This window comes from Chelativorans sp. AA-79, from assembly GCF_029457495.1.
Lineage (GTDB): Bacteria > Pseudomonadota > Alphaproteobacteria > Rhizobiales > Rhizobiaceae > Chelativorans.
The window spans coordinates 2,948,673-2,973,946 of the sequence record NZ_CP120361.1; the positions used below are offsets into that span (position 1 = coordinate 2,948,673).

The 25,274-nt window shown below is 64.5% G+C and carries 23 protein-coding genes and 1 tRNA gene; 4 read left to right on the plus strand and 20 right to left on the minus strand.

The annotated features are described in order from the left end of the window. Positions 1 to 57: 57 nt before the first annotated feature. Positions 58 to 142, minus strand: a tRNA-Leu gene (locus tag PVE73_RS14355). Between the two features lie 339 nt (positions 143 to 481). Between PVE73_RS14355 and PVE73_RS14360 the strand changes: the two genes are divergently transcribed. Further along, the gene (locus PVE73_RS14360) at positions 482 to 622 is read left to right on the plus strand and encodes a DUF1127 domain-containing protein (RefSeq protein ID WP_277362904.1); all 141 of its coding nucleotides are present in this window, start codon (positions 482 to 484) and stop codon (positions 620 to 622) included. Between the two features lie 148 nt (positions 623 to 770). On the opposite strand, the gene PVE73_RS14365 is transcribed toward PVE73_RS14360, so the two are convergent. Continuing rightward, positions 771 to 1,343, minus strand: a complete 573-nt coding sequence (locus tag PVE73_RS14365) for a hypothetical protein (protein ID WP_277362905.1) — start codon at positions 1,341 to 1,343, stop codon at positions 771 to 773. Between the two features lie 120 nt (positions 1,344 to 1,463). Here PVE73_RS14365 and trmFO point away from each other — a divergent pair, with 120 nt between their 5' ends. Then, positions 1,464 to 2,870, plus strand: coding sequence for a methylenetetrahydrofolate--tRNA-(uracil(54)-C(5))-methyltransferase (FADH(2)-oxidizing) TrmFO (gene trmFO, locus PVE73_RS14370; protein WP_277362906.1), 1,407 nt, complete (start codon positions 1,464 to 1,466; stop codon positions 2,868 to 2,870). Here trmFO and PVE73_RS14375 read toward each other — a convergent pair whose 3' ends face one another. The 5 genes from PVE73_RS14375 to yajC all read right to left on the minus strand — a co-directional run bounded on the left by PVE73_RS14375 (position 2,871) and on the right by yajC (position 8,953). Beyond that, positions 2,871 to 4,631, minus strand: coding sequence for a DUF4153 domain-containing protein (locus tag PVE73_RS14375; RefSeq protein WP_277362907.1), 1,761 nt, complete (start codon positions 4,629 to 4,631; stop codon positions 2,871 to 2,873). 114 nt (positions 4,632 to 4,745) lie between these two features. Then, positions 4,746 to 5,543 (minus strand): phytoene/squalene synthase family protein, encoded by a 798-nt coding sequence (locus tag PVE73_RS14380; protein WP_277362908.1) that lies wholly within the window; start codon positions 5,541 to 5,543, stop codon positions 4,746 to 4,748. A 49-nt stretch (positions 5,544 to 5,592) separates the two neighbouring features. Further along, the gene (locus PVE73_RS14385; protein WP_277362909.1) at positions 5,593 to 5,982 is read right to left on the minus strand and encodes an Mth938-like domain-containing protein; all 390 of its coding nucleotides are present in this window, start codon (positions 5,980 to 5,982) and stop codon (positions 5,593 to 5,595) included. Next, positions 5,982 to 8,552, minus strand: a complete 2,571-nt coding sequence (gene secDF / locus PVE73_RS14390) for a protein translocase subunit SecDF (RefSeq protein ID WP_277362910.1) — start codon at positions 8,550 to 8,552, stop codon at positions 5,982 to 5,984. Before secDF ends, PVE73_RS14385 begins: the two co-directional genes overlap by 1 nt. Before the next feature lie 68 nt (positions 8,553 to 8,620). Next, positions 8,621 to 8,953, minus strand: a complete 333-nt coding sequence (gene yajC / locus PVE73_RS14395; RefSeq protein ID WP_277362911.1) for a preprotein translocase subunit YajC — start codon at positions 8,951 to 8,953, stop codon at positions 8,621 to 8,623. A gap of 249 nt (positions 8,954 to 9,202) precedes the next feature. Here yajC and PVE73_RS14400 point away from each other — a divergent pair, with 249 nt between their 5' ends. Further along, on the plus strand, positions 9,203 to 10,081 hold the full coding sequence (locus tag PVE73_RS14400; protein WP_277362912.1) for an ATP-binding protein: 879 nt from the start codon (positions 9,203 to 9,205) through the stop codon (positions 10,079 to 10,081). Between the two features lie 19 nt (positions 10,082 to 10,100). Here the strand turns inward: PVE73_RS14400 and PVE73_RS14405 are convergent, their stop codons facing one another. From PVE73_RS14405 to nagZ, 11 genes are all read right to left on the minus strand, one after another. Next, positions 10,101 to 11,285 (minus strand): M23 family metallopeptidase, encoded by a 1,185-nt coding sequence (locus PVE73_RS14405; protein ID WP_277362913.1) that lies wholly within the window; start codon positions 11,283 to 11,285, stop codon positions 10,101 to 10,103. Positions 11,286 to 11,389: 104 nt separating this feature from the next. Further along, on the minus strand, positions 11,390 to 12,040 hold the full coding sequence (locus PVE73_RS14410; protein ID WP_277362914.1) for a protein-L-isoaspartate(D-aspartate) O-methyltransferase: 651 nt from the start codon (positions 12,038 to 12,040) through the stop codon (positions 11,390 to 11,392). Beyond that, complete coding sequence (gene surE, locus PVE73_RS14415) at positions 12,037 to 12,795, minus strand: 5'/3'-nucleotidase SurE (protein ID WP_277362915.1); 759 nt, start codon at positions 12,793 to 12,795, stop codon at positions 12,037 to 12,039. Before surE ends, PVE73_RS14410 begins: the two co-directional genes overlap by 4 nt. Position 12,796: 1 nt before the next feature. Then, positions 12,797 to 14,095 (minus strand): serine--tRNA ligase, encoded by a 1,299-nt coding sequence (gene serS / locus PVE73_RS14420; RefSeq protein ID WP_277362916.1) that lies wholly within the window; start codon positions 14,093 to 14,095, stop codon positions 12,797 to 12,799. 63 nt (positions 14,096 to 14,158) lie between these two features. Further along, complete coding sequence (tatC, locus tag PVE73_RS14425; protein WP_277362917.1) at positions 14,159 to 15,022, minus strand: twin-arginine translocase subunit TatC; 864 nt, start codon at positions 15,020 to 15,022, stop codon at positions 14,159 to 14,161. Beyond that, a complete protein-coding gene (gene tatB, locus PVE73_RS14430) occupies positions 15,019 to 15,606 on the minus strand; it encodes a Sec-independent protein translocase protein TatB (RefSeq protein WP_277362918.1) in 588 nt (195 codons plus the stop codon). The genes tatC and tatB overlap by 4 nt, the downstream gene beginning before the upstream one ends. Before the next feature lie 34 nt (positions 15,607 to 15,640). Continuing rightward, positions 15,641 to 15,856, minus strand: a complete 216-nt coding sequence (locus PVE73_RS14435) for a twin-arginine translocase TatA/TatE family subunit (RefSeq protein ID WP_277362919.1) — start codon at positions 15,854 to 15,856, stop codon at positions 15,641 to 15,643. 39 nt (positions 15,857 to 15,895) lie between these two features. Next, positions 15,896 to 16,999: an ABC transporter ATP-binding protein gene (locus PVE73_RS14440; protein ID WP_277367462.1), complete on the minus strand. Its 1,104-nt coding sequence runs from the start codon at positions 16,997 to 16,999 to the stop codon at positions 15,896 to 15,898. Positions 17,000 to 17,054: 55 nt separating this feature from the next. Next, positions 17,055 to 17,795: an SMC-Scp complex subunit ScpB gene (scpB, locus tag PVE73_RS14445; protein WP_277362920.1), complete on the minus strand. Its 741-nt coding sequence runs from the start codon at positions 17,793 to 17,795 to the stop codon at positions 17,055 to 17,057. Next, entirely contained in the window at positions 17,792 to 18,592 is an 801-nt protein-coding gene (locus PVE73_RS14450) for a ScpA family protein (protein ID WP_277367463.1), read from the minus strand. The genes scpB and PVE73_RS14450 overlap by 4 nt, the downstream gene beginning before the upstream one ends. Before the next feature lie 65 nt (positions 18,593 to 18,657). Beyond that, positions 18,658 to 19,677 (minus strand): beta-N-acetylhexosaminidase, encoded by a 1,020-nt coding sequence (gene nagZ, locus PVE73_RS14455; RefSeq protein WP_277362921.1) that lies wholly within the window; start codon positions 19,675 to 19,677, stop codon positions 18,658 to 18,660. Positions 19,678 to 19,795: 118 nt separating this feature from the next. Here nagZ and PVE73_RS14460 point away from each other — a divergent pair, with 118 nt between their 5' ends. Further along, entirely contained in the window at positions 19,796 to 20,836 is a 1,041-nt protein-coding gene (locus tag PVE73_RS14460) for a serine hydrolase (RefSeq protein WP_277362922.1), read from the plus strand. Between the two features lie 57 nt (positions 20,837 to 20,893). Here the strand turns inward: PVE73_RS14460 and PVE73_RS14465 are convergent, their stop codons facing one another. Then, positions 20,894 to 23,419, minus strand: coding sequence for an SPOR domain-containing protein (locus tag PVE73_RS14465; protein WP_277362923.1), 2,526 nt, complete (start codon positions 23,417 to 23,419; stop codon positions 20,894 to 20,896). A gap of 92 nt (positions 23,420 to 23,511) precedes the next feature. Beyond that, positions 23,512 to 25,269 carry an arginine--tRNA ligase gene (argS, locus tag PVE73_RS14470; RefSeq protein ID WP_277362924.1) on the minus strand — a complete coding sequence of 586 codons (1,758 nt, stop codon included), beginning with the start codon at positions 25,267 to 25,269 and terminating at the stop codon, positions 23,512 to 23,514. Between the last annotated feature and the right edge of the window lie 5 nt (positions 25,270 to 25,274).

Here is a 25,274-nt window from a genome sequence, read left to right on the forward strand (position 1 = left end):
GCGGCTCGGAGGCACCTCGCCGCCCAGCCTGCCGAAAATCCGTGTCCAGGGGTGGCCTGGTGCGGGTGGAGGGACTTGAACCCCCACGGCTTTCGCCACCAGAACCTAAATCTGGCGTGTCTACCAGTTCCACCACACCCGCTTTCCGAAAGGCCGGCGCCCTCGAAAGCGCGGGGTTCTATATCATTTGGGCTCCGCCTATCAAAGGAAATTTGCCCGTAACGGGCTTTTTCGGCACAGGCGCAGGACAACACGACTTCCCGGTTCCATCGGGACAATGAGAGGCAGCGCGCGGCAACGACGTTTCGTCAAGAAAGATGGCGGGGCCGCAACCGCATTTGGACAGGCTTGTGGCGGCATTATGGTGCATTGCACAACATGCATTGCTGCCATGCAACATTCGCACTACCGCTGGGCGTCGACCCCGACTATCTAGGGGTCACAAGGTTGGACGAACCAAGCGAACAAAGCGAGCAAGACAATGAACCTGATCCGCAATTATCGTAACTGGCGCCGCTACCGGCAGACAGTCAACGAGCTGAGCCGCCTCTCCACCCGCGAGCTCAGCGACCTGGGCATCGCCCGCGGCGATATTCCCTACGTGGCCCGCAAGTCGGTCTAACGTAGACAAGAGTTTCGTCAGGATTACCTCCTCCCAATCCTGACGGATAACGACCGGCAATCTCCTCCTCCCGATCGCCGGTCGATCAAAACGACACCCGCCGGACCTCCTCCCCCGGCGGGTGTTGTTTTATGTGCAGCACTCTCCACTAACGCTCTCCCCCGACACCCCGCTTGCGCCACTCGGCCAGGGGCATGATGTCCGGCGGACCGCCAGCGGGCTCATACCAGCTATCGATAGCCCAGCGCATTCCGCCGCCGTCGCGGATGACGGCGGTGAAGTGCGGATATCTGCCGTCCAGGAACACGCCGCGGGATGTATTCGGCTCGACCCGGTGATGCCGCAGAAGCCCCGAGTCCGCGAGCAGCATCAGGAGCGATCTCGTGTTGGTCGATTCGTCGATGCAGTCCATCTGCCCTTTCACACGCCCGCCGGCGAATGTTCCCTTGGGCGCATCGGCCACCCCGATCGCCTGTGTCGAGCGGCGCTCGAAATATTGCACCGCTTTCGCGATCGCGGCACGCTCGGCCCTTGCGGAGGTGGCACCTTTTGGCATGATTCCAGCCAGATCGCGGACCGTTCCGGCATCGATCATCAGGCGTGTCCGGTAGTTGCAGCCATAGCCGCTGCAGATGTCGATCCACGGCTGCGTCTCCTGGCTTCCAGCCGGCATGCAGGGAGCGAGCAGAAAAAGCAGCAGGGCGGGCATACGCCGCTGCATTTGCGCAAGCCTCTCCGTGGTCGACCCGATCAAACCCGCCCTCACTGCCGTTTCACGGCATAAGACGCGCGAGCGCCGGTTTTCGTTGCATTGGTTCCCGCTTCGACCTATTTCCGGGCCATGGACAAGGCACCTATTCATGTGATCGGAGGCGGGCTCGCGGGTTCGGAAGCTGCATGGCAGGCGGCGGAAGCCGGCGTACCGGTGATCCTGCACGAGATGCGGCCCGTGCGCGGGACCGATGCGCACAAGACCGACGGGCTCGCCGAGCTCGTGTGCTCCAACTCGTTCCGCTCGGACGACGCCGAGACGAATGCTGTCGGCCTGCTGCACGCCGAGATGCGGCTTGCCGGCTCGCTGATCATGCGCGCCGGCGATGCGAACCAGGTGCCGGCCGGCGGCGCGCTCGCGGTCGACCGCGAGGGCTTCTCGCAGGCAGTGACGCGCTTTCTCGAAGAACACCCGCTGATCACGATCGTGCGCGAAGAGGTTTCCGGTCTGCCACCGGTCGAATGGGACCAGGCCATCATCGCCACCGGCCCCCTCACCGCCCCTTCGCTCGCCGAGGCGATCCGCGCGGCCACCGGCGCGGAGGCGCTCGCATTCTTCGATGCCATCGCGCCGATCGTCCATTTCGACACCATCGACATGAATGTCTGCTGGTTCCAGTCCCGTTACGACAAGACGGGGCCGGGGGGCACGGGCAAGGACTATATCAATTGTCCGATGGACAAGGCTGAATATGAGGCCTTCATCCAGGCGCTGCTCGACGGAGAGAAGACGGCATTCAAGGAGTGGGAGGGCACGCCCTATTTCGACGGCTGCCTTCCCATCGAGGTGATGGCGGAGCGCGGGCCGGAAACCCTGCGCCACGGGCCGATGAAGCCCATGGGCCTCACCAATGCGCACAAGCCGGATGAAAAGCCCTACGCCGTGGTGCAACTGCGCCAGGACAACGCGCTGGGCACGCTCTACAACATCGTGGGCTTCCAGACGAAACTGAAATATGGCGAGCAGGCGCGCATCTTCCGCATGATCCCCGGGCTGGAGAACGCGGAGTTCGCCCGGCTCGGCGGCCTGCACCGAAACACCTATATCAATTCCCCTGTCCTGCTGGACGGGACACTTCAGTTGAAATCGCGGCACGGCCTGCGCTTCGCCGGCCAGATCACCGGTTGCGAAGGCTATGTGGAGAGCGCTGCGATGGGCCTGATGGCGGGCCGGTTCGCGGCTGCGGCACGATCGGGCCGCGCCATCACGCCTCCGCCACCGACAACGGCCTTCGGCGCGCTCATCAACCACATCACCGGCGGCCATATCCTCTCGGCGGACGAGCCGGGAAAGCGTTCCTTCCAGCCGATGAACGTGAATTTCGGTCTCTTTCCGCCCGTGGAGGCGCCCAGATCGGAAGGCAAGCGCCTGCGCGGAAAGGAAAAGACGATCGCCAAGAAGCGCGCGATCACGGCGCGTGCACTCGCGGACTGCAGCGCATGGCTGGGTCTGGCCACGCGCGCCGCTGCCGAGTAGTCAACGCCAGTCCTCGGCCCGAAGCAGGACCGTGCCCTGGAGATTCTGCAGCTTCGAGGGCTCTCCGATATCCGCATAGAGGTAGGACGGCAGGACGAGGACCCTGCGACCGCTCGACTCAAGTCGGATCTCGACCTTGTTGCCATGATCCTCGCGCGCGATCCGCTCGATCTCTTGCTGCCCTATGGGGAAGCGCGTCCGCTCCTCGCCTCTCGCGATGATCACCGCGTCCGGCTCCAGGGTGAAGGTGAGCTTGGTTCCGGAAGGCAGGTCCGCCGAAACGGCAGAATCTTCGTTTATCGCCAATTGCAGGTTCTGCACGATCACATCGAATCCCGCCACCATGGAAACCGTCGGGCCGGAGCCCTCGACGAATGTGATTCCTCTCGGTCCCGCAGCGGCTTTCGAAGGATCGAGCCCCCAGGCCAGCGCCGTCGCCCTGTAACCTCCACCCGCTTCGTAGGATATAGCGGTCCCTTCCGGCGCCACGCGTGCGAGAGCCCTGTGGCTGTCGAGAAACCGCAACGCAGCCAGCGCTTCCTCATGGCGGTTTCCTTCGACCGGCGGGTTCCTTGCGATTGCAAGGAAGCGGCCAGCCTGGCTCGAAAGGGAAACGCCCACGGCACCCTGCGGCCCGAAGCTGCCGAGGATAAGGGCGGCGATCGGGATCCCGGCGATCACACGGATGTCGCCGCGCAGACGGGGTAAAAGCTGAACGGCCAGGATAGCGGCAGTCACCAGGCCGAAAAGCCCGAGCAGATAGCGTTCCGGCGTCACGCCATAGGCGCCGATCCTCACGCCAAGGGCATAAAACAAGAGCACAAGCGGTATCGGCAGGAAGAACGGCCATAGACGCAGGAAAAGGCGCGTCGGCGCGCGGGCCCGGTCGAAGAACGGGTTGACCACGAGGAGCGCGCCGAAGATGCACAGGCCGTAGACGAGCACGAGCCAGCCGATCTGCCCCTCGGGCACCTCTCCGGTCACCACGATCTTCAGCGCATAGAGATGCAGGATGACCGCATAGACGATCAGGAGGGGCGCGGCGACGAAATCGCCCAGGGCCCGCATGCCGCGATCCATGAAGCCGGCCAGTACCTGGTTCGGCTGCTCGTCGAACCCGTCCGGGAACTGTCCCATGGCAAACAACGGGGCGGCGAATAGGCCGGTGAAGGTCCAGACATAGCTGTAGAGATCGTCAGGCACCGTCAGGCCGAACAGGACGGTGAGGCTCGCCAGGATGGCCGAGATCCCGCCGGCGAAGAGCAGCAGGGCCAATATGCCGAGAAGCGCCGCGAAGGCGACGTGAGCCGAGAACATCCAGAAGGAGCCGCTCGTGCCGCGGCCGATGAAGGGTGCGACAAGGACGAGGCCGACGAGGGCGCTCAGCAGCGTCCATTCGATCGCGAGAAAAGTGTCCGCGAAGGCGAGCAGCGTTGCGGCCGCGATGCCGGCTGCAAGTCCCGCCACCGCCTTTACCGGCGAAGAGAGGCCATGCGTCTCGCCAAAAAGGCATGCGGCGAGTGCCGCAAGAGCTCCGCCCGCCAAGCCGAACACGATATCCACTTCGGGCTCGCCCGGCTCTGCCTCGAAACGAACGAGATGGATGTCGGCGATCAGCAGAAGGGCCTGTATCGTCGCGGCGGCGAGAAACAGGACAGGAATGGGGAAGCGGAGAAGAGCCGCCCGCAGGCCGGTGAGCATTTCGAGGATGACGTGCCGCCAGCCGGTACCACCAGTCTTCAATTCCGCCAACGCGGTCATGTCAATCTCCCCCTATCGCAATGAACCTAATGAAAACGACACGATGGAGCAAAGAAACAGGGGCGGAAATGGGGCGTGTGCGCAAGAAAATGCGGGAACTTCCGCCGGATTGCACTACCAGCCGCGCATTGCATGCCTCAGAAGAAGCCAGTGCCGGCGTGGAATCGAAAGCATGGCGCTTTCTTCAAGCGGATCGACGGTGCCGGACTGCAGGCGATCAAGATAGGCGCCGGTAAGCGCCAGGGGCAGGTAGGCCGGACGCAGCGTGGCGGGGAGCGCCCCTGCCCCGCCTTTGAAGGCGGCGAGATGTTCCCGCCCAAGCGCGGCCATGGCGGAGACGGCCCGCGCCGCGCCCGCGCGGTCATCGCCCGAGACGAGGCCGTCGCGGGTGGTCCCCGCGGCCTGGAGAAGGTCAAGCGGGACATAGCACTGGCCGCGCCGGCGATGGATTGGCAACAGCCGCAGAAGCCCCGTGATCGCCTGGGCACAGCCGGCATGGCCGGCCAGCGCGGCAGTTCTGGCCGCAGCATCCGGATCGAGGGCGAGAGCCGCAAGCTGGATCAGCGCCGAAGCGGTCTCGCCGCAATAGCCCTCCAGGTCGGTCCGGCTCGGCATGGGGTCGTCATAAAGGTCGAAGATCCGCGCCTCGATCATGTTCTGGAAGGGTTCCAGGGGAAGACGGTAGGTGCGGACGGCGTCGAGAAGAGCGACCGCCACCGGGTGCCCTGCGGCTTCCACCATGGTGTCCGTGCCGGCAAGCGTGTCTCGCCACCATTGCAAGCGGATTTCTCCCGGGAGCGGCTGGCTCACACGGTCCCGGACGGCCGCGATTTCGGCATTGAAGGCATAGAGAGCAAAAAGGGCACCGCGCTTTTCCACCGGAGCGTAGAGGGCCGCGAGATAGCGGTCCATGTCGGCCTCACGGACGACACGACCTGCCTCGGTTTGCGCCGGTGTCATGTTATTCGACGGCGATCAGGGCGGCGGCGACGGCCCTTTCTTCCGCCAGAAGCACGTTGAAGGTACGCGCGGCTGCTCCGGTCGACATGGTTTCCACCGACAACCCCGCTCCCCTCAGTTGCTCGCGCAGCCCGGCTGGCAACGGCCTCAGCATCGCGCCCGTTCCCACCAGAAGGATCTGGATTTCGGACGTTTCCGCCATTGCGCGGCCGAAATCCTCTAGCTCCAGCGACTCGACGTCCGCAGGTTCCCAGCCATAGATGCCGGACGGTAGACACAGCAGCGAGCCACGGTGGGACATCTCGGCAAAGCGGAAGCCGCCATTGCCATAGGCATCTATCGGCGCGCGGCCTGGGAAATGGGCCGCGCGTATCTCCGCTCCGCCCGCCATCACCGCGTGGGGATCTGCCTTGCCGCGTCCGTATCGGCCGCGGCAGGCTCAGTTTCCACGACCGGGCCGCTGACCGGCCGCAGCTTGAAGAAGACGAGGCTCGGCGCGGCGACGAAGATCGACGAGAACGTGCCGATGAAGATGCCGAAGAGCATCGAGGCCACGAAGGAGCGGATGACCTCCCCGCCGAAGATGAACAGGGCGAGCAGCGCCAGGAAGGTGGTGACCGATGTCATCGTCGTGCGCGACAGCATCTCGTTGTCCGAAAGATCGAGCAGCTGCCCAAGCGGCATCTTCTTGTAACGCCTGAGATTCTCGCGGACGCGATCATAGATGACGACCGTGTCGTTCAGCGAATAACCCACGATCGTGAGAATTGCCGCCACGGTCGAAAGATCGAACTGAAGCTGCGTGATGGTGATGAATCCAAGTGTGAGGATGATGTCGTTCAGCGTGGCTATGATCGCGCCCACGGCGAACTGCCATTCGAACCGAATCCAGACATAGACCAGGATGCCGCCCATCGCCGCAAAGACGCCGATGACGGCGGCCCAGGCGAGTTCGTTCGAGACGGTAGGGCCGACAAGCTCCGTGCGCCGGATGTCGTAATCCGCCAAAAGCGCGTCCTGGGCATTGCGGACCAGGATGTTGCCGGCTTCCTCGCCTGCATCCGGGGCGGTGCCTATCCTTATGAGGGCGTCGGTCTCGGTGCCGAAGCTTTGCACCTGTGCGTCGGCAATGCCTGCCGCCGAAAGCCGCTGGCGTATGTCGCCGATATCGGCTTCACCAGTCTTTGCCCGAACCTCGATCAGGGTCCCGCCGGTAAAATCGATGCCGAAATTCGGCTTGACCGTAACCAGCAGGGCCACCGAGGCGATGCAAAGCAGCATCGAGAAGGCGAAGACCTGCAGCCGCACCTTCATGAACGGGATGCGGGTCACCTCCGGCACGAGGCGGATATAACCGCGCGGCAGTTCCTTGGGACGGTTGCGACGCAGCCATTGGGCCACCAGCCAGCGCGTGAGGGTGAAGGCGGTGAAGACCGTCGTCACGATACCGATGGCGAGCGTCACGGCGAAGCCGCGCACGGGGCCCGAACCGAGGAAGAAGAGGACGACGGCTGCGATCAGCGTCGTGATGTTGGAATCGATGATGGTGGCCAAGGCCTTTCGAAAGCCCGAATCGAAGGCCTGGACCACGGATCGCCCGAGTCGCCTCTCCTCCCGTATGCGCTCATAGATCAGAACGTTCGAATCGACGGCCATGCCGATCGTGAGCACGATGCCGGCGATGCCGGGCAATGTCAGTGTCGCGCCGAGCACGGAAAGCACCGCGACGATCATGGCGACATTGGCCACGAGCGCAAGATTCGCGATCAGACCGAGGAAGCCATAGGCGGCGAACATGAAAACGACGACGAGGATCGAGCCGATGATCGCCGCCATCTTGCCCGCCTCGATGGAATCCTGGCCGAGGCCCGGCCCGACGGTCCGCTCCTCCACGATGTTGAGATCCGCAGGCAGTGCGCCGGCACGCAGCAGGACCGCGAGGTCGTTTGCGCTCTGAACCGTGAAACTGCCCGAAATCTGGCCGCTTCCGCCGAGGATCGGCTCATTGATCCGCGGCGCTGAGATCACCTGCCCGTCAAGAATGATCGCGAAAAGGCGGCCGACATTCTCCTGTGTGGCCTGGCCGAACCGCGTCGCGCCACGCGTGTCGAAGCGGAAGGTGACGACGGGCTGGTTCGTGAGCTGATCGAAGCCGGTCTGGGCATCGACGAGGTTCTCGCCCGAAACGATCACCCGGTCCTCGATGAGAAAGGGAACGGGCGGGTTGTCGCGCGAATACATGACCGTGGTACCGGCCGGCGGACGCCCCTGCAGCGCCTCCTGTACGGGCACCGACTGGTCGACCATCTGGAACGTGAGCTTGGCCGTCGTGCCGAGGATATCCTTCAGGCGCTGCGGATCCTGCAGGCCCGGCACCTGCACGAGAATCCGGTCGTCCCCTTGGCGCTGGATGACGGGTTCGGTCGTGCCGAGCTCGTTGACACGGCGGCTCACCACCTCGATGGATTGCGTGAGCGCGCTGGCAAGCCGGTAGCTGATCCCTTCATCCGTCAGAGTGAGCCGCAGGAGGCCGGGCTCGGGTTCGCTCAACTCCAACTCCTGGATGGCGCTCGTGCCCATAAGTCCGCCGGTGACCGGCTGCAGCAGTTCGTCGAGCGCCTGCTTGGCGGCCTCCACCTGGGCTGCATCGCGTATGCGCACCTGAACGAAGTGGCCGGAAGACGAAAGACCCGTATAGCCGATCCTCTGATCGCGCAGCAGACGCCGCACGTCGTCGCGCGTGCTGGTGAGGCGCTCGCTGATGAGCTGCTCGCGGTCGATCTGAAGGAGTATGTGCGAGCCGCCCTGCAGGTCCAGGCCCAGCGTCATCGGGCTCGTCGGCGCCCAGCTCGGCAAGGACGACAGATAGGAGGACGGTATGACGTTCGGGGCGGCATATGCGACGCCCAGCGCCACCGTGAGCCAGATGAAGAAGGTCTGCCAGCGCGAGAAATGTAGCATGATGTCTCTTATCGTTCAGGCCGGCCCACGCTCTGCGAGCCGCGCCCGGTATCCCGCTTCGTGCGGGCTTATTTGGCGGCCTTGTCGGGCGCCGCCGGTTCACCCTTCACGCGCACGTCGGCAAGCATGGCGCGCACCGCGGTCACTTTCGTTCCGCCAAGGTCGACCTCCAGCTCACTGTCGTTGATGACCTTGGTCACCTTCCCGACAAGGCCGCCGCCGGTGACGACCGTGTCGCCGCGGCGCACATTGGCGAGCATCTCGTTGCGCTTCTTCATCTGCTGGCGCTGCGGCCGGATGATGAGAAAATACATGATCACGAAGATCAGCACAAAGGGCAGAATGCTGACCAACATGTCCGGTGCTCCCGCCGCCTGGGCATATGCCGGTGTTACAAACATGAAGAAACTCCTGAGATGCAGAGGCTGAGCCCAGCCGTCAAAACTGCGCGGAATATAGATGTTCGGCCCCTGTTTGCAACCGCCTCTGGCGCTTGCTCACGTCTTAGGCTTCCAACACACGGCAGCGCTTCCCTCGCACCCTCGGCGCGAAGACGAAGAGCGTACCGCTTCGCCCCCTTCACGGCTTGCAAAGGACCAGGCCCCATGTCAGAACCGTACCGTACGGTACTGTCCTGAGGATGAACCGCGATGACAGACAAGGCCCTGCAAACACTGAATGAAAAGCTTGACCGCCTGATCGAGACGATCTCGCGCCTTGCCCCGTCTGCAGCGCCGGAGCCCCAATTCGACGCGGCGGACTGTTTCGTCTGGCAGGCGGAGACCTGCAGCCTTCTTCCCGTGCCGCATGTGAACCGGGTCGATATCAGCCTCATAAAGGGTGTCGATCGCGTGCGCGACATCCTGATCGACAACACGCGCCGCTTTGCCGCAGGGCTGCCTGCCAACAATGCCCTTCTCTGGGGGGCCCGTGGCATGGGCAAGTCCTCGCTGGTCAAGGCCGCGCACGCACGGGTCAACCGCGCACGGGAAACGGAAGCGGGAAATCTGAAGCTCGTCGAAATCCACCGCGAGGACATTGAAAGCCTACCGAAGCTGATGACGCTCCTGAAGGATGCGCGCTACCGCTTCATCCTGTTCTGCGACGATCTTTCCTTTGATCACGACGACACGTCCTACAAATCGCTGAAAGCCGCGCTCGAAGGCGGGGTGGAGGGGCGTCCGGACAATGTCATCCTTTATGCGACATCCAATCGCCGTCACCTGCTCCCGCGTGACATGATCGAGAACGAGCGTTCCACGGCAATCAACCCGTCGGAGGCCGTCGAGGAGAAGGTCTCCCTGTCAGACCGATTCGGCCTGTGGCTCGGCTTCCACAAATGCTCGCAGGACGAGTATCTGGCCATGATCGAAGGATATGTCCGCTATCACGGGCTCGTGATCGATGCTGACACACTGCGCGCGGAAGCGCTGGAATGGGCAACCACGCGCGGCAGCCGGTCAGGCCGCGTCGCCTGGCAATTCATCCAGGATCTCGCCGGACGGCTGGGGCAGAAGCTGAAGGATTGAGCGGGCGGCCCCTGCCGTCTCAGCGCAGATATGTCATGGGATCGACAGGGCTCGTCCCCTTGCGCACCTCGAAATGCAGCTTCGGCCGTTCGGCATCGCCCGTCATGCCGGAAAGCGCGATCTCCTGGCCTCGGCGCACCTTGTCGCCACGCTTCACCTTCAGTTCCGAAGCGTGGCCATAGACCGTGACGAGCCCGTCCTCGTGGCGCACGAGAACCGTGTTGCCGAAGCCCTTCAGGCCGTCACCGGCATAGATGACCACGCCGTTCTCCGCCGCGTGTACGGCGGTTCCCTCGGGCACCGCGATATCCACGCCGTCGTTCTTTCGTCCGCCATTGCTGCCGAAGCTGCCGATGACACGCCCCTGGGCAGGCCAGCGGAGCCGGCCGACTCCGGTCGCTTCGGGCGTGAGGGCCGCGACCTCTGTCTGATCCACGGCTTCCACTGCCTTGGGCTTCGATTCGGCGGGCGGCGTGTAGGCGGTGACCTTCGGCTCCTCTTCCGCCTCGGGTTTCTTCGTGTTGGCAGCGACGACCGGCTTCTGCGCAGCAGGCTTGGCGGACGGCGTCGCGCTGACGTTCACCGGATCCGACTTGCGGGCAGGCGCCGCGGAAGCCACGGCCGTCGAGGCTCCGGGAATTGCCAGCTCCTGGCCGATGCGGATCGAGCCGTCACCAAGACCGTTCGCCTGCTTCAGCCGGTCCACGCTTACGCCGGTCCGGCGTGAGATCGCATAAAGCGTGTCGCCGGAGGCGACCGTGTAGGTGCCGCCCTGCGCCTGAGGTTTGGGAGCCTGCGGCACAGCTGCCATTTGCCCCCCCGAACTGCGCGGCTGCTCCACGGGCGCCGGCGCTGCGGCTGACCGCGATGCGCCGCCGGGCGGGGGAAGCGGCGAGGACGAAACATTCGAGGACACCGGCGCCGCGCTGGTCGAAGCGCCATAGGTGGGCGCCGAGGGCGGCGGCAGCGAAGAGACGGGAGCGGCGGGCTGCAGGATCCCGCCTCCGCCGACATCCGCTTTCGGCCGCACGACGTCACCCGGATAAGGCTGATTCGCCTGGGCGACGGTGACGGGCGCCGTCGAGCTGGTGGTGAGGCCGTCGGTGAAATTCGTGGAGCTGCACCCGGCCAATCCTCCGATCAGGAGAACCGCCGCACCCCTGCCAAGCAATGTCCTGTGCCGCTGTGTGATTCCCAAGAGCATGAGGCTACCCGCGCATTCCCATTGTTCGGGCTCATTATAAAGCGCGTTAATCTTACTGGGCAGTTAAGCAACCCGAGATTTCAGCGTCGATTTCACCCAATCGGTCAGAGAGCCTGGGCGACACCCTTGGTGAGGGGCTGCAAACGGACGGGTTCCAGATCCTCGCGCTCGAACCTGCTGCCGATCTTGGTGAACCTGCTCATCATCTGCACGTCATCGCCCGGCCCCACCGGTGCCACCATGATGCCGCCGCTGGCAAGGCAGTCGACGAAGCGGCGAGGCGGTTCCTCGAAAGCGGCCCATGAGACGATGCGATCGAACGGCCCGTCGCTCGCCCCTTCGCTTCCATCCGCCTGGCGCACGATGACGTTGGAAAGGTTGAAAGCCTCATGACGCTGGTGCGCCTGCTCGCAAAGCGTCCTGTAGCGGTCGAGGGTCAGGACCCGTCCCGCCATGCGCGCCATGACAGCCGAGGTATAGCCCGAGCCTGTACCGATCTCGAGCACGCGCAGGCCGGGCTGTAGATCGAGGGCATTGAGCACGGAGCCATGCAGATCGCAGGACTCCAGCGTCTCGCCGCACTCGATCGGCACCGTGCGGTTGGACCAGGCCCGGCCCTTCCATTCCGCCGGCACGAAGCCGCTGCGCGGCGTGGCCTCCATGGCCGCAAAAAGCTCCTTCGAAGCCACGTTGCGCGCGCGCATGCGCAGCATGAAGGCGGCGAAGCCCTCGCGCTCCTCCTCTCCGGTGGTCATGCAAGCGCCTTCGTCAGCGCGCTGCGCACCTCATGCGCGGTGAGGTCCAGATGCAGCGGGGTTACGGAGACATAGCCGTCCCGCACGGCTGCCTGGTCCGTGCCCTCGCGAATCTCCGACTTCTGCCGCCCGAAGCGCAGCCAGTAATAGGGGAAGCCGCGGCCGTCGCGGCGCTCGTCGATCGACAGGCCGTGCACCAGCTTGCCCTGGGCGGTGACGCGGGTCCCCTTCACCTCCCCGGGTGCGCAGCGGGGAAAATTGACGTTCAGGAACACCCCCTGGGGCAGGTCCGTCGTCACGAGCCTTTCCAAGAGCGCGGGACCGACCGCTTCGGTGGTCTCCCACGGGATCATCCGCACATCATCGACGAAATCATAGTCCTGGCTGAATGCGATCGAGCGGATGCCGAGCAGCGTGCCCTCCATCGCGCCCGCCACCGTGCCGGAATAGGTCACGTCATCGGCGATGTTCGTCCCGTTGTTGACGCCCGAAAGCACAAGGTCGGGCGGCGTATCCATCACCTTCCTGACAGCCATGATCACGCAGTCCGTCGGCGTGCCGCGCAACGCAAAATGGCGGTCGTCGATCCTGCGCATCCTGAGCGGCTCCGACAGCGAAAGCGAATGCGCAAAGCCGGACTGGTCGGTCTCCGGCGCCACCACCCACACGTCGTCGGACAGCGTTCTTGCGATCCGCTCGAGGACCGCCAGCCCTTCGGCGTGAATGCCGTCGTCATTGGTGAGGAGGATCCGCACGTCAGCTCCTTGCCGGTTCGATCTTCTTCAGCCCGCCCATATAAGGCTGCAGGATTTCAGGAATGCTAATGCTGCCGTCCTCGTTCTGGTAATTTTCCATGACCGCGATCAGCGCCCGACCGACAGCGGTGCCCGAGCCGTTGAGCGTGTGGACAAAGCGCGGCTGCTTGTCGCCCGCCGCGCGATAGCGCGCGTTCATGCGCCGGGCCTGGAAGTCGCCGCAGACGGAGCAGGACGAGATCTCACGATAAGTCTTCTGGCCGGGCAGCCAGACCTCGATATCGTAAGTTTTCCGGGCACCGAAACCCATGTCCCCGGTGCACAGCACCACCGTACGATACGGCAGATCAAGCCGCTTCAGCACCTCTTCGGCGCAGGCGGTCATGCGCTCATGCTCTTCCATCGAGCTCTCGGCATCGGTGATGGACACGAGCTCGACTTTGTAGAACTGGTGCTGGCGCAGCATGCCTCGCGTATCCCGCCCCGCCGAACCGGCTTCCGAGCGGAAGCAGGGCGTGAGCGCCGTGAAGCGCAGCGGGAGCTTTTCCGCGTCGAGGATTTCCTCGCGCACGAGATTGGTGAGCGGGACTTCGGCGGTGGGGATCATCCAGCGGCCGTCGGTGGTGCGGAACTGATCCTCCGCGAATTTCGGCAACTGCCCCGTGCCGAACAGCGCCTCGTCGCGCACCAGAAGCGGCGGCTGCACCTCCGTATAGCCGTGCTCCGTCGTATGCAGATCCAGCATGAATTGACCGAGCGCGCGTTCGAGGCGGGCGAGCGTACCCGTGAGTACGGTGAAGCGCGCGCCGGAAAGCTTTGCGGCCCGCTCGAAATCCATGAGGCCGAGCGCCTCGCCGATCTCGAAATGCTCCTTCGCCCAGTTGGGGACCTCCGCCTTGCCGCTCCTGCGGATTTCCACATTGGCGGTCTCGTCCGGCCCCACCGGGACATCGTCGAGCGGTATGTTGGGGATGCCCGCAAGCAGGTCGCGCAACGCCTCGTCCAACTCGCGCTCCCGCGCCTCGCCGTCCTGGACGAAGCTCTTGAGCTCGGCCACCTCGGCTTTCAGGCGCTCGGCCGTCTCCTTGTCGCCGGCGCCCATAGCCTTGCCGATCTCTTTGGAGGCGGCATTGCGGCGCTCCTGCGCTTCCTGGAGCTTCGTCAAATGGCTGCGGCGCGCCTCGTCGGCGGCGATGATCGCATCAACCATGGATCGCGCCCCGCCCCCGTCCTGTCCGCGCTTCTCAAGAGCGTGCACGAGAGCATCGGTGTTCTCGCGAATCCATCGAATATCGAGCATGATTCAAAATCCGGGTGTGAAAAGGCCTTCGGACCACCCGGAAGGAGAATCAAGCCGAGGGAATCAGGCCGGGCCCGTGCCGGCATCCGCCGAGGCCGGGCTGCTCTCCTCCGCCTCAGCGGCTTCGGCAGCCTGCCTTTGTTCCTCGCGTTTGCGCTCCACCATCCGGGCGCTCCAGATGGAAATCTCGTAGAGAATGATGGTTGGAAGCGCAAGACCGATCTGGCTCACCGGATCGGGAGGCGTCAGAACGGCGGCGACCACGAAGGCGATCACGATCGCGACCTTGCGCTTGTCAGCCAGCGCCTGGGAGGAAAGAAGTCCCACACGCGCCAACAGCGTGGTCACGACGGGCAACTGGAAAACCAGCCCGAAGGACAGGATCAGCGTCATGATCAGGCCGAGATATTCGGAAACGCGCGGCAGAAGCGATATCTGCACTTCATTTTCCGGCCCCACCTGCTGCATGGACAGGAAGAACCACATCACCATCGGCGTGAAGAAGAAATAGACGAGGGCCGCACCGCTGAGGAACAGGATCGGCGAGGCGATCAGGAACGGCACGAACGCCCGCCTCTCGTTGCGATAAAGCCCCGGCGCGACGAACTTGTAGACCTGCGTGGCGATCATCGGGAAGGCGATCACGAGACCGCCGAACATTGCAAGCTTGATCTGCGTGAAGAAGAATTCCTGCGGCGCAGTATAGATGAGATCGACCTGCTCGGAATTGAGCCCGGCCCATCGGGATGCCCACTGGAAAGGGATAACCAGCAGATTGAAGATTTCCTTGGCGAAGAAGAAGCAGACGAGGAAGGCGACAAAGAACGCGCCGATGGCCCATATGAGCCGAGAGCGCAGCTCGATCAGATGCTCCATAAGCGGCGCCGAGGATTTTTCCACCTCGTCTTCGTCGTCCCTGGCATTCACGAGGCGGTTCCTGCTGTCTTCTTCTTGCGCGCGGAAGGCTTTCGAGCCGTGGCGGCCGTAGCCTTCGCAGCGGACGTCTTCTTGGCGGACGCGGGCTTTGCCGCCGGGGTTCTTTTCTTCGCGACGGCGGGTTTGGTGTCTTTGCTCGGTTCAGCCTTTGCGGCCGGCTGGGTCGCCGAAGCAGCGGAAGAGCCGCCGTCACCCGGCAGGCTGGCCGCGCCGTTCTTCAGCGGCGCCGCCGGTTCGGGTGTGGATGCAGTGCCGGTGACCGCCGGCTTCGCCTTCGCCGCCTCGCCGAGACCGTCGCGGATTTCCCGGCCGGCCTCCTCCAAGGGAGTGAAATGCTTGCGGATCTCGGCGCGGGGATCGAGCTTGCGGAAATCGTCCGCCAGTCCCTTCACGTCATCGAGTTCGGCTTCACGCAGCGCTTCGTCGAACTGGCGACGAAAATCGCCGGCCATCGACCGCAACTTCGCCGTCGTACGGCCGAAACCGCGCAGAACACGCGGCAAATCCTTCGGCCCGACAACCACGATCAGCACGATCGCAATGACAAGTATTTCGGACCAGCCGAGATCGAGCATCGTCTAATATTCCGAGGAACAGACCGAGCGAAGGCTAGGACTTGCTCGCCTTCTGCTTCGTGTCCGTCACCGGCTCTTCGGCGCGGTGCTCGACCGTCTTCGCGTCCTCGGCCTCGTCGCCCATTCCCTTGCGGAAGTTTTTGATGCCCTTGGCCATGTCGCCCATCAGTTCGGGGATCTTGCCGCGGCCGAACAGGAGCAGCACCACCACGAGCACGATGAGCCAGTGCCAGATTGAAAAGGAACCCATGATTGATCTCTTTACCCGTTAGAGAGGTCTTTCTCTGATTTATGCGCTTTCGCGCCGTCTTTCAAACACTAGTACGTCTGCGGGGCGAACATTCAGCCATATGTCGCGGACACCGGCGGCAAGCTGGCCGGCACGGATGCGCGCGCGCACATATTCGTCCGCACCAGGTACCGCAAGCTCCAGGAGTTCCACGACGCCCAGGAAACGGCGGGAAACCACCCTCGCCTCCACCTGACCGCCGCCTTCGGCGACTTCGAAGCCGGGAAGCCGGATCGCCACGGTCACCGCATCGCCGTCCTTTCGTCCGGGTGCGGCAAATTGGCCGACCGGGGTCTCGGCCCGGCCGCCCGCCACCCGCGCATCGAACAGGTTGAGCTCGGAGAAGAAGCCTGCCACGAAGAGATCTGCCGGCCTTAGATAGAGCTCCTCCGCAGTTCCCACCTGCACCAGCCGGCCTCCCCGCAGAAGCGCGATCCGGTCGCCCATGCGCATGGCTTCCTCCGCGTCGTGCGTGACGACGATCGCCGTCGCCCTGCTCTGGCGCAGGATGGAGAGCGTCTCGGCCCTCACCGCGTCCTTCAAGCGCGAATCGAGGCCGGAAAAAGGCTCATCCATCAAAAGAACGGCCGGGCGGGGCGCGAGGGCGCGGGCAAGCGCCACGCGCTGCTGCTCGCCGCCGGAAAGAAGATGCGGATAGGCGGATGCGTAGCGCTCGAGCCCGACACGGGAGAGTGCGATCATCGCCTCTCGCTTTGCCTCATCCCGCGACAGCGCCGTCAGGCCGAAACGCACATTGTCCAGGATCGTGAGATGCGGGAAGAGTGCAAAATCCTGGAAGACGAGGCCGATCGAACGCTGCTCGGGCGGCAGGAAGACCTCCGGGCCCGCGATCTCGCGGTCGTTCAGGAGAACTCGCCCGGAGGTCTGCGCCTCGATACCGGCCGCAATGCGCAACAGCGTCGTCTTGCCTGATCCCGACGGGCCCAGAAGACAGAGCACCTCGCCCGGCTCGGCCGCAAGCGACACCCGGTCGAGCGTCGTCTGGCCGGCGGCGAAACGATGGCTCACCGCCTCGAAGGCAAGCCGCGCGGCGAAGGTGACGCCGGCGGTCACCCGCGCGGGTTTCTCCACGGTCTCGTTCATCTCTGCGACGTTCTCACCCTGCCCGCTTTCCGGGAGCCTTGCCCCGGAAACAGCGTCAATCATCCTCGATCTGCGGTGTCAACAGACCGAGTTCCTCAAGGTCGATATCCGTCAGCGGATCTTCCTCGTCCGTCATGGCGTCGGGATCGGCCGGCGGCTGCGGCACGGAGAAGTTGGAGGGCATGCGCGAGGAAAGCAGGCCCGCACCCTTGAGCTCGTCGATGCCCGGCAGGTCGCGCAATTCCTCGAGCCCGAAATGGTCGAGGAACTCGGCCGTCGTGCCATAGGTCACCGGCCGGCCCGGCGTGCGGCGCCGGCCGCGCATGCGGATCCAGCCAGTCTCGAGCAGGAGGTCGAGCGTGCCCTTGGACGTCTCGACCCCGCGGATCTCTTCGATTTCTGCGCGGGTGACGGGCTGGTGGTAGGCAATGACGGCAAGCATCTCGAGGGCCGCGCGCGAGAGCTTTTTCTGCTGCACGGCCTCGCGGCTCATCAAAAAGGCAAGATCGCCGGCCGTCCTGAACGCCCAGGAGTCCTCCACGCGCACGAGATTCACGCCGCGGGCCTCGTAGTCCTTCCTGAGCGCGGCCATCACCGCGGGAATGTCGATGCCGTCAGGCAGGCGCTCGGCGAGCGCCTTGGAGGAGACCGGCGTGGCGCTGGCGAACACGAGGGCCTCTGCCATCCGTTTGGCCTCGGCGAAGGCGATCGCGGAGGAGGCGCGGTCTTCCGGCGCGGCTTCCGTTTCGCCCTCGGCGGCGAAGGGAATGACGTTTGCGGACGCGGTTTCGGTCATGGCGCTGTCTCTGTCTCCTCGCGGCGTTTCCGGCCGCCGCGCATGTAGATCGGCGCGAAGGGTTCCTGCTGCCTGATTTCGAGCGCCCCCTCGCGAACGAGCTCCAGCGAGGCGGCGAAGGTGCTGGCGACCGCGGTTGCCCGCTCCTCGGGCCGGGTGAGATAGGCGATCAGGAAGCGGTCGAGCGCCGTCCAGTCGGGAAGCTCGCCGATCAAGCGGGTGAGGATGTCCCGCGCCTGCTTGAGCGACCACACGCCGCGCTTGGCGATCTGCACATTGGTGACGGCGCGCCGCTGCCGCTGGCTGGCATAGGCGGTCAGCAGATCGTAGAGAGACGCCGTATAGGCGCTCTTCTTCTCCACGATCACATGCTCGGGCAGGCCGCGCGGAAAGACCTCGCGCCCGAGCCGGTTGCGGTTGATGAGGCGGGTGGCGGCATCCCGGATCGCTTCGAGCCGCTTCAACCGGAACTGCAGGAGCGCTGCCATCTCCTCGCCGGTGGGCTCCTCGTCGCCGCGCTGCTTCGGGATCAGGAGCCGCGACTTGAGATAGGCCAGCCAGGCGGCCATCACGAGGTAGTCGGCGGCAAGCTCGAGCCGCATCTTGCGCACACTCTCGATGAATTGCAGGTACTGCTCCGCAAGCGCCAGCACGGAGATGCGCGCAAGATCCACCTTCTGGTTGCGCGCAAGATGGAGAAGCAGGTCGAGCGGTCCCTCGAAACCATTCACGTCGACGGCGAGCACCGGCTCGGAAACGCCGCGCTCGGATGCCTCCTCATCCCACAGCTTGTCCATCGGGATGGGCTTTCCCGCTTTTGCTGCTTGCTGTCCTTGCTCGGTCAATGCCGTATCCTGCTCGATCAGACGACCGCCTCGAAATAGCGGCCGAACTCGGCGCGCGCCGTCGTCTCGTCCATATCGTCCCGGTCGTGACAACGGGCGAGTGCCCTTTCCGCACGCTCGGCAGCCTTGCCGGACAATTCCGGCACCCGTTGGGCAACCGCCCGCATTTCCTCCATTTCGCCATTGCAGTGAAGGACAAGATCGCAGCCCGCCGCAAGGATTGCCTGCGCGCGGGCGCCGAAATCCCCAGAAAGCGCATTCATCGAGACGTCATCGCTCATCAGGAGCCCGTCGAACCCGATTTCGCCGCGCACGATCTCCACAAGGACGCGCGCGGAGGTGGTCGAGGGGTTCTCCGCGTCGATGGCGGTATAGACCACATGAGCGGTCATCGCCATGGGCAGGTCGGAAAGCGCCTTGAACGGCACGAAATCCCGCGCACGCAGGTCCTCGATGGCCGCTTCCACCCGCGGCAGGGCCTTGTGGCTGTCGGCCCCCGCCCGGCCGTGGCCGGGAATGTGCTTCATGACGGGTAGCACGCCGCCGGCCAGCAACCCGTCCGCCGCCGCCCTGCCGATCGCCGCCACGGCATCGGGATCCTGACCATAGGCGCGGTTGCCGATCACGTCATGCGCGCCGGGCACGGGAACGTCCAGCACAGGCAGGCAATCGGCTGAAATGTCGTGGCGCGCAAGGTCGAACGCGTGCAGGCGCGACAGCAGCCAGGCCGCGCGCAAGCCGGCTTCGGGGTTCTCCTCATAGAGAGCACCGAGCGCTGCTGCATTTGGGTAATTCGGAGCAATCGGCGGGCGAAGCCGCTGCACGCGCCCGCCCTCCTGATCGACGAAGACCGGCGCCTCCGGGCGGCGAACGCTGTCGCGCATCGCCGCCACAAGGTCCTGCACCTGGGACGTTTCGGCTATGTTTCGGGCGAAGAGAATGAAGCCCCACGGCCGCTCGTCGCGGTAGAAGGTCATCTCGTCCGGGGTGAGCCGCGTTCCGGACGCCCCGAGGATCATCGCTTTTGATTCGCTCATGGCGTAAGCATAGCGGCATCCGTCCGGCAAGGCACCTGCGGCATTGGCCTGAAAGGGGAGTCCGGACCATTTCGCACAATGCCTTGGGATGGCCACGACTGACGCTATCTTAGCGCTCATGAAGACGATTCTCGCCACCCTCCTTCCGTTACCCTTCTTGATCCTCGGCGCCGTATCCGTGGCGGCCCAGCCGGTAGATACCTCCGAAGCCCCGGAAGAACGGCTATCGTTCGCGGAGATTATCGAACGCGCGGAAGCCTTGGCCCCGCTGGAGACACTGATCGTCGCGCGGGACGGCGAAATCCTCGTCGACGTGGGCTTCGGCGGCCATTCGACCGATGAGCCGACCAACATCAAGTCCGCCTCGAAATCGGTTGTATCGGCCCTGGTCGGCATCGCCATCGACAAGGGAATCCTGGAAGGCCCGGAGCAGAGGATCGCGCCGCTGCTCAGTGACAAGCTGCCCGACGACCCCGACCCGCGCATCCGCGAGATCACGATCGGCAATCTCCTTTCGATGCAGGCCGGCCTTGGCCGTACTTCGGGGCCCAATTACGGGCGTTGGGTGGCAAGCCGCGACTGGGTGCGCGCCGCCCTTGCAGAGCCGTTCGCCGACGATCCCGGCGCCGGCATGCTCTATTCCACCGGCAACACGCATCTGCTCTCGGCAATCCTGACACGCGAAAGCGGGCGATCGACGCTCGATCTTGCGAGGGAGTGGCTGGAGCCGCTGGACGGGTTCGCCATTGCCGGATGGCACCGCGATCCGCAGGGCATCTACTTCGGCGGCAACCAGATGGCGATGACGCCGAAATCCATGCTCGCCTTCGGTGAACTCTACCGCAACGGCGGCAGGGCTGGAGATGAGCAGGTGGTGTCGCGGGAGTGGATCGAGACGTCCTGGGAGCCGCGCACACGCTCGGTCTTCCACGACGGCCAGTACGGCTACGGCTGGTTCATCGAAGACATGGCCGGCCATCGCGTGAACTATGCCTGGGGCTATGGCGGCCAGATGATCTATATCGTGCCCGGCCTCGATCTCACGGTGGTCATGACCTCGGCGGAGAACCAGCCTTCCGCCCGCAACGGACATCGCGACGACCTTCACGGGCTGATGGAGGACATCATCACCGCAACAGCTCGCGAGAGCGGGAACTGAGCAAAAAAGCCGCCGCGATGCACGCGACGGCTTCAAGCTGTTCCAATGGTATCGGGCCTATTTCGAGACGAAGCAGTTCCCGCCGGCCGACTTGAGCTGCGTGCAGAGCTGGATGGCCGCCTCCTTCGAAGCGGAGGGAATGCGCACGCGATAGTAGGTGCCCTTTCCTTCGATGTCCGCCTTGACGATGTTGACGCCTTTTCCCTGCAGCACGTTTCCATAGCGCTGCGCCAGCTGCTGATAGGACTTCTGAGCGTCCTCCACGCTGGGCTGGGAGGCGATCTGTACGGACCATTCCGAGGCGGGAGCGGTCGCAGCCTGCGCCGGCTGCTGGGTTCCCAGAGCGGCCACCTGCTGCGGCTGCTGCGCGGACGCGGGTTCCTGCCGGGCCGGCTGCCGCGCGATATTGCCGGGCCGCGAGGGCGGGATCGGTCCGGTCCTCGGAACGGCGGGCGCCGCGGTGTCCTGCGCATCCTGCTGCGCCTGTGCGGCATCCTCGCCGGTATTGCCGCCGGGTACACTCTCCCCCCGGATTTCGGCCGCGCCGGGCTCGGCTCGCACAGGCTGCGGAACCTCGCGGGGAACCATCGTACCATCCGGGCGCACCACAAGCGAGCGCACGCGATGCGGCGTGACCGTAACGACGCTGTCATCGAGCTGTTCTTGCCGGAGGCTGCTGGTCAGACGTTCCCCCACCGTACCGGTCGGTTCGCCTGCCGTACCGGTCGGTTCGCCTGACGTATCAGTGGATTCGCCTGCCGTATCTGTGGATTCGTCTGCCCTGTCCTGCCCCGATAACGCCGCCAGCGACGTGTCGGCAGGGGTTGAACTGCCGGTTGAGGACGCACTTGCTTCCTCCACCGGGGCTGACGATACGTCCTCCTGGGGCAGGGTCCCGCCGGCCACGTCTTCCTCAGGGCCCAGTTCCCCTTCATCCGGCAGGGGCAGGACCACAGGCTCCTCGGTCGAGGAAACGAGGCGCGGCTGCTCGGCCGCGGGGTCGGTCTGTTCGCCGGAAACGCGCTTGTAGACGGGATTCTCCTGGTTCGGAATCTGGATCCCGCCGGGATTTTCCGGCCGCATCTTGACGGGTGAAGCATCGGCCGACAGCAGGACCGGTTCGCCGCTCTCCCCGGAGGAGAGGGCAAAGAAGGCCACTCCGCCCAGAATCGCCACTCCGCCGATGACGGCGGACGCCATCATGAGCCTCGAATTGAGCCGGGAACCACGGGAGGCCGCGGGCGGCTGAACACCCGGTACGGGCGCAAACTGGGCCGGATCGTCATACCGATTCGTCCAGTCGTCGGCCTGGGTGTGCGCGGCAGGCTGGCCGGCGAAGGCGGCCGCAGTCGTGGCGGCACCGATGCCGGCCATCAGGAAATCGTCTTCTACCGACGAACGACCGGCTTCCCCATCCTCCCGGGCCGGGGAGGTTTCCGCCCAGGTATCGCCCTGCTGCTCGCCCTGCTCCGCCGTCTCGCCAAAGGCGCCGGCGAGGATCTCCTCGATCTCGTCGAGCTCGGAGGCTGGCTTCGCCTCCTCCTTGTACGGTACTTCGGGTATGTCGAACTGCTCGGCGAGCGCAACGGCGGCTTCCGGCACCTCGACCGTATCGATCTCGGGAGGAAGGTCGTCGCTGTAGGATGCGGGGGCAATCGCGTCTGCCGCGGGTTCGGCCTCAGCATCGGCGGCTTGCCCGCCGCTCCAAGCAAAAGCCTGGTCGGCTCGATCAGGTGTTTCCGTCACCTGAGGTTCAGGCTCCCGGTACTCCTCGGTCTCGGCCTCTTGGTATTCCTCGGCCTGTTGGGTGTAGCTCCAGGATTGAGCGCTTCCCCACATCGAGGTTTCGTGCAAATCCACGCTGTCGTCTGCCGGCTCGTCCTCGGAGGATGACGCGAGAAAGTCGGGCCGCTCGACAGCTGCCCTCGCATAGTCGAAGGGCACATCATCATCAGCCGAAGCGGCGGGCTCGTGACCGCTCTCAAAAAATTCAGGGACGTGCGCCTGCGGTTCCTCGGCGGCGGCATTGACGGAGGCGATCTCCTCGGCCGCGAAATCTTCATCCAGCGCGGCAAGTTCCTCATCGAGGAGGCCCAACTCGTTGTGGTCGACTTCCTCCTGGCCGGATGCAAAGTCGTCGGGCTGCTGCACGCCCTCTTCCAGGAAAGCAGCAGGCTCTTCCGGCAAAGTCTCAGGCTCTTCCACCACCGGCTCTTCCGCGAAAGCCTCGGTGACGCCCTCCGGCTGGTCTTCGACAAAAGCCTCGTCCAACAGCGCGTCGAGCGAGCGCTCGAAATCGGGCTCGGCCGCAGACGACGGCGTGATGCTCGCATGCCACTCGTCGGGGGAGAGATCGTTGGAGGCATCTTCGACGGCGGAAGCACTGTCCTGCTCCTGCCCCAGGTCGCCCATCAGTTCGCTTTCGAGATCGAGCGCAAGATCGTCGGTCGAATCCGAAGGCGCCGGGCGATGCGGCGTGACGGTTCTGGGATCATGCCCCATGATCCGCGTCAGTTCAGCGAAAGGATCGTCCTGCGGCAGGTCGTTCGCATCCGCACTCGTCTTGAATGTACTATCAGCCATCTTCCCACACCCGGTCGGACGCCGGCGACGTCATACTTGCAATTGGCCGTACCAAGCCATTGTGGGCAAAAGGTGACAGTATTAACCCGCGATCAGCGCATCTCTTCCGGGGCATCCGCTCCAATGAGCGTCAGTCCCGATGTCACGACATCGCAGACAGCCTGCACCAGACCCAGCCTGGCATGTGTCAACTCTGGGTCGTTAACTTTAACAAATCGTAAGCGGTCTGTCTCCGTGCCGCGATTCCATTGGGCATGGAATTGGCTCGCTAGTTCATAGAGATAGAAAGCGAGCCGGTGCGGCTCCAGCGCCTGGGCGGCGCTCTCGATCAACCGGGGGTATTCCGCGAGCTTGCGAATCAGGGCGATCTCGCCCTCGTCTTCGAGCCGGTGAAGGGCGGCGCGCAGCGCAGCGCGATCGAAGCGCTCGACACCGAGCTGCTCCCTCGCCTGCCGGAAAACCGAGTGGGAGCGGGCCGAGGCATATTGCACGTAGAAGACCGGATTGTCCTTCGACTGCTCCGTCACCTTGGCGAAATCGAAGTCGAGCGGCGCATCGCTCTTGCGGTAGAGCATCATGAAGCGCACGGCGTCAGGTCCGACCTCGTCGATGACGTCGCGCAGGGTCACGAACTCCCCTGCCCGTTTGGACATGCGGACCGGCTCGCCGTGGCGATAGAGTTTCACGAGTTGGCAAAGCAGCACGGTCAAGTGCAGCTTTCCATCCGAAATGGCCCGGGCGAGCGCCTCCAGCCGTTTCACGTAACCGCCATGGTCGGCACCGAGCACGTAGATCAGATGCTCGAAGCCGCGGGCATATTTGTCCTTCATATAGGCCACGTCGGCGGCGAAATAGGTGAAGGTGCCGTCGGACTTGATGAGCGGCCGGTCGATGTCGTCCCCCACTTCCGTGGAGCGGAAGAGCGTCTGCTCCCGGTCTTCCCAATCCTCCGGAAGCTGGCCCTTGGGCGGCGGCAGCTTGCCCTTGTAGACATGGCCCTTGAGCGTGAGGTCGTTGATGGCCGAACGGATCATGCCGCCGTTTCCGGCATGCAGAGACCGCTCGGAGAAGAACACGTCGTGATGGACGTTGAGCGCGGCCAAGTCCTCGCGGATCATGGCCATCATTGCGTCTATCGTCGTGTCCTTCGCGATCGCGAGGGCCTCCGGCTCCGGCATTTCCAGAAGCTTCGTGCCGTATTGCCCGGCAAGGGCCTTGCCCACCGGCACCAGGTAGTCACCCGGATAGAGCCCCTCGGGGATTTGGCCGATATTCTCGCCGAGCGCTTCACGATAGCGCATGAGCACCGAGCGCCCGAGCACGTCGATCTGCGCACCGGCATCGTTGATATAGTATTCCCGTGTGACACCGTAGCCTGCGAAGGAGAGCAGGTTCGCCAGGGCATCGCCCACCACCGCACCACGGCAATGCCCCACATGCATCGGGCCGGTCGGGTTGGCCGAGACATATTCGACATTGAGCTTGTGGCCGTCGCCCATGCGCGAGCGTCCATAGTCCCCGGCAAGATCCAGCATCTCGCCGAGCCGCGCCTGCCAGAAGCCATTTCCGAGCCGAAGATTGACGAAACCAGGTCCCGCCACGCTTGCTTCCGCCACGTCCGGATCCCGCGCGAGTTCGGCGGCGAGGCGCTCGCCGAGCGCGCGGGGGTTCTCTCCGACCGCCTTGGAGAGAACCATGGCCGCGTTCGTGGCGATGTCGCCGTGGCTGGGATCGCGCGGCGGCTCGATGGCAACGCGCGAGAAATCGAGTTCGCCGCCTTCCTTGGGCTTGAGCCCGAGCGCCTTCACGGCATTGAGGACCCGATCGGAGAAATCGGCAAAGATATTCATGGACG

Bases quoted from the DNA above. Each gene is read 5' to 3' on its own strand.
- secDF (WP_277362910.1), bottom strand. From the start codon at position 8,552: ATGCTACATTTCTCGCGCTGGCAGACCTTCTTCATCTGGCTCACGGTG.
- serS (WP_277362916.1), bottom strand. From the start codon at position 14,095: ATGCTCGATATTCGATGGATTCGCGAGAACACCGATGCTCTCGTGCAC.
- PVE73_RS14450 (WP_277367463.1), bottom strand. From the start codon at position 18,592: ATGGACAAGCTGTGGGATGAGGAGGCATCCGAGCGCGGCGTTTCCGAG.
- PVE73_RS14405 (WP_277362913.1), bottom strand. From the start codon at position 11,285: ATGCTCTTGGGAATCACACAGCGGCACAGGACATTGCTTGGCAGGGGT.
- PVE73_RS14465 (WP_277362923.1), bottom strand. From the start codon at position 23,419: ATGGCTGATAGTACATTCAAGACGAGTGCGGATGCGAACGACCTGCCG.
- PVE73_RS14385 (WP_277362909.1), bottom strand. From the start codon at position 5,982: ATGGCGGGCGGAGCGGAGATACGCGCGGCCCATTTCCCAGGCCGCGCG.
- scpB (WP_277362920.1), bottom strand. From the start codon at position 17,795: ATGACCGAAACCGCGTCCGCAAACGTCATTCCCTTCGCCGCCGAGGGC.
- PVE73_RS14360 (WP_277362904.1), top strand. From the start codon at position 482: ATGAACCTGATCCGCAATTATCGTAACTGGCGCCGCTACCGGCAGACA.
- PVE73_RS14410 (WP_277362914.1), bottom strand. From the start codon at position 12,040: ATGACCACCGGAGAGGAGGAGCGCGAGGGCTTCGCCGCCTTCATGCTG.
- argS (WP_277362924.1), bottom strand. From the start codon at position 25,269: ATGAATATCTTTGCCGATTTCTCCGATCGGGTCCTCAATGCCGTGAAG.
- tatB (WP_277362918.1), bottom strand. From the start codon at position 15,606: ATGCTCGATCTCGGCTGGTCCGAAATACTTGTCATTGCGATCGTGCTG.
- trmFO (WP_277362906.1), top strand. From the start codon at position 1,464: ATGGACAAGGCACCTATTCATGTGATCGGAGGCGGGCTCGCGGGTTCG.
- yajC (WP_277362911.1), bottom strand. From the start codon at position 8,953: ATGTTTGTAACACCGGCATATGCCCAGGCGGCGGGAGCACCGGACATG.
- PVE73_RS14375 (WP_277362907.1), bottom strand. From the start codon at position 4,631: ATGACCGCGTTGGCGGAATTGAAGACTGGTGGTACCGGCTGGCGGCAC.
- PVE73_RS14460 (WP_277362922.1), top strand. From the start codon at position 19,796: ATGAAGACGATTCTCGCCACCCTCCTTCCGTTACCCTTCTTGATCCTC.
- PVE73_RS14400 (WP_277362912.1), top strand. From the start codon at position 9,203: ATGACAGACAAGGCCCTGCAAACACTGAATGAAAAGCTTGACCGCCTG.
- PVE73_RS14440 (WP_277367462.1), bottom strand. From the start codon at position 16,999: ATGAACGAGACCGTGGAGAAACCCGCGCGGGTGACCGCCGGCGTCACC.
- PVE73_RS14380 (WP_277362908.1), bottom strand. From the start codon at position 5,543: ATGGACCGCTATCTCGCGGCCCTCTACGCTCCGGTGGAAAAGCGCGGT.
- PVE73_RS14365 (WP_277362905.1), bottom strand. From the start codon at position 1,343: ATGCAGCGGCGTATGCCCGCCCTGCTGCTTTTTCTGCTCGCTCCCTGC.
- PVE73_RS14435 (WP_277362919.1), bottom strand. From the start codon at position 15,856: ATGGGTTCCTTTTCAATCTGGCACTGGCTCATCGTGCTCGTGGTGGTG.
- nagZ (WP_277362921.1), bottom strand. From the start codon at position 19,677: ATGAGCGAATCAAAAGCGATGATCCTCGGGGCGTCCGGAACGCGGCTC.